Source organism: Stenotrophomonas sp. P5_A8, assembly GCF_056400545.1.
Map to the genome: position 1 here is coordinate 1 of NZ_JBFULB010000408.1, position 3,049 is coordinate 3,049.

The following is a 3,049-nucleotide window of genomic DNA, read 5'->3' on the forward strand; positions in this document are numbered from 1 at the left end:
CGCATGCACTTCACGGCGACGGTGGGATAACGGCTCCCGAACCAGCGGACAACTGCGTCCGCGATGGCATTCCACCAATGGCCGGGCCCCGTCCCGGCCGCCTTGATTGGAGACCACGATGTCCGCCTCCGCCGTCACACCCCCCGAACCGACCGCCACTGTCCGGCGCACGCGCCACGGACTGATCACTCTCCTGTCGATCGTGCTGGTCCTGCTTGGCCTGGTGCTGGGCGGTCTGGGCGCGTGGCTGGCCGGCCTCGGCGGCTCCTGGTACTACGTGCTGGCCGGTATCGGGCTGCTGGTGTCCGGCGTGCTGCTGTGGGGCAATCGGCGTGCCGGCGCGCTGTGGTTCGGCCTGGTCTTCCTAGGTACGCTGCTGTGGACATGGTGGGAATCCGGCGGCGATTACTGGCGCTGGGTGCCGCGGCTGGGCCTGATCGTCGGCATCGGTTTCGTGCTGTCGCTGCTGCTGCCCACGCTGGACCGCCCGGTATCGCGCAAACTGTCGCGCAGCCTCGCCGGTGTGCTGGCGGTGGTGTTCGTGGCGGCGTTCGTGCTGGCCTTCGTGCCCCACGGCATCACCGCCGCCGAGGGCGACTTCCCCGATGCGATGACCAGCACCGGGCTGGCGCCCACATCTGATGCGCCACTGCAACCGGCCGACAAGCCGGCTGACGGCGACTGGGCGGCGTACGGTCGCAACAACGCCGCCACCCGGTTCTCGCCGCTGCAGCAGATCACCCCGGACAACGTAGGCAAGCTCGAGCAGGCCTGGCTGTTCCGCACCGGCGACCTGCCCGAAAAGCGCTGGGGCGCGGAGACCACGCCGCTCAAGGTCGGTGACAGCCTGTACCTGTGCACCGCGCGCAACCAGCTGGTGGCGCTCAATGCCGCCGACGGCACCGAGCGCTGGCGCTTCGACCCGAAGATCAAAGACAAGTCGATTCCGTACACGGCCGCGTGCCGTGGCGTGTCGTACTACGAGGTGCCGGCCACCGCACAGGCCAGCGCCGATGCCGACGTCGCCGCCGACCTGGCCAATGCCGCACCAGGCGTACCGGTGCTTACCCAATTGCCGCGCGGTGCCTGCTCGGCGCGCATCATCGAAGGCACCCTCGATGGCCGCCTGATCGCGGTGGATGCCGCCACCGGCAAGCCATGCGCCGGCTTCGGCAACAACGGCCAGGTCGACATCACCCTGGGCATGGGCGACAGCCCGGCCGGCTATGTGTCCATCACCTCACCGCCGGCAATCGTGCAGGGCGTGATCGTCACCGGCCACCAGGTGCTCGATGGCCAGCGTCGCGATGCGCCGTCCGGCGTGATCCAGGCCTATGACGCCGTCACCGGCAAGCTGCGCTGGGCGTGGGACATGGACCAGCCGGAACTGACCGGCCTGCCCGCGCAGGGCAAGACCTACACGCGCGGTACGCCGAACATGTGGACCACCGCCACCGGCGATGACCAGCTTGGCCTGGTCTACCTGCCGATGGGCAATTCGGCCGGCGATTACTGGAGTGGCTCGCGCACCGAAAACCAGAACAAGTACGCCACCTCGCTGGTGGCCATCGACGTCAACACCGGCAAGCCGGTCTGGCATTTCCAGGCCGTGCGCAAGGACGTGTGGGACTACGACATGGGCTCGCAGGCAACCCTGATCGATTACCCGACCGCCGCCGGCAAGGTGCCCGCGCTGCTGCTGCCGACCAAGCAGGGCGACATGTACGTGCTCGACCGCCGCACCGGCCAGCTGCTGACCCCGGCCGAGGAGCGCAAGGTGCCCACCGGCGGCGTCGAACCCGACCAGCGCTCGCCGACCCAGCTGTTCTCGCTGTACCACACGCTGCGCAAGCCGGACCTTACCGAGCGTGACATGTGGGGTATCACCCCGATCGACCAGCTGGTGTGCCGCATCCAGTTCCGCAAGGCCAGCTACCAGGGGTTCTATACCCCGCCGGAAGCCGATCGTCATTCCATCGAATACCCCGGCTACAACGGGGGGTCGGACTGGGGCAGCGTCGCGGTCGATCCGCGACGCGGGGTGATCGTGGCCAATTACAACGACATGCCCAACTACAACCTGCTGGTGCCCCGCGCCAAGGCCGACAAGCTGGGCTGGGTGCCGCGCGAGGATGTGCGCGCCGACAAGGGCGGTGCCGAAGGCGCGGGCGATCCGCAGATCGGCACGCCGTATGCCATCGACGTCAACGCCGGTTGGCGCCTGCCGTTCACCAAACTGCTCTGCAAGCAGCCGCCCTACGGTGGCATCCGCGCGGTCGACCTGCGCACCGGCAAGACCCTGTGGGACCGACCGTTCGGCAGCGCGCGCGGCAACGGGCCGTTCGGCATCCGTTCCGGTCTGCCGATCGAGATCGGCACGCCCAACAACGGCGGTTCGGTGGTCACCGCCAGCGGCCTGATCTTCATCGCGGCGGCCACCGATGACCTGCTGCGCGCCATCGACCTGAAGACCGGCAAGGAACTGTGGCACGCCAAGCTGCCGGCCGGCGGCCAGGCCAACCCGATGATCTACGCATTCGGCGGACGCCAGTACGTGGTGATCATGGCTGGCGGGCATCACTTCATGGAAACCCCGGCGGGCGATTACGTGATTGCCTACGCGTTGCCGAAGTAAGTGATAAGGGCAGGAGTGACCGTATCGATTACGATGCGGTCACTTCACGCTATCGCCAACGACCATGAGCACGACCAGCGCCGCGCGTTGTCTACTGGGATCCCTGTGGTGCGTGCTGGCACTCACCGTTGACGCCGCCGCCAGCGCTCGGACGTCGGCCGAGGCATTGGCCGACTGGGAAGCGAACGGCCGCCTCGAGGGCCTGGCGCGACCCGATGCGGTCTGCCAGGATTTTCTGCAGACCATCGGACGCAAGCCCGACACCGTCGAGTATCTCGGCTGCGACCAGGACGACGCGTCCTACCTGCAGCCGATGACGGCCCACTACCGGGTCAGCGGCGCGTCCGCGGCGGAGGTTGAAACCTACCTGCAGCAGACCTTCGGCATGCCCGCGCTGAGCTATCTGTGCTGCGG

2 protein-coding genes are annotated in these 3,049 nt (G+C 68.0%); both read left to right on the forward strand.

All coding sequences use genetic code 11. From position 1 onward, the window contains the following. The first annotated feature begins 118 nt into the window (after positions 1-118). Entirely contained in the window at positions 119-2,635 is a 2,517-nt protein-coding gene (locus AC1DQP_RS18795) for a membrane-bound PQQ-dependent dehydrogenase, glucose/quinate/shikimate family (RefSeq protein WP_478052234.1), read from the forward strand. A 64-nt stretch (positions 2,636-2,699) separates the two neighbouring features. After that, the coding region (locus tag AC1DQP_RS18800; RefSeq protein ID WP_478052235.1) for a DUF4952 domain-containing protein at positions 2,700-3,049 on the forward strand (350 nt) is incomplete at its 3' end.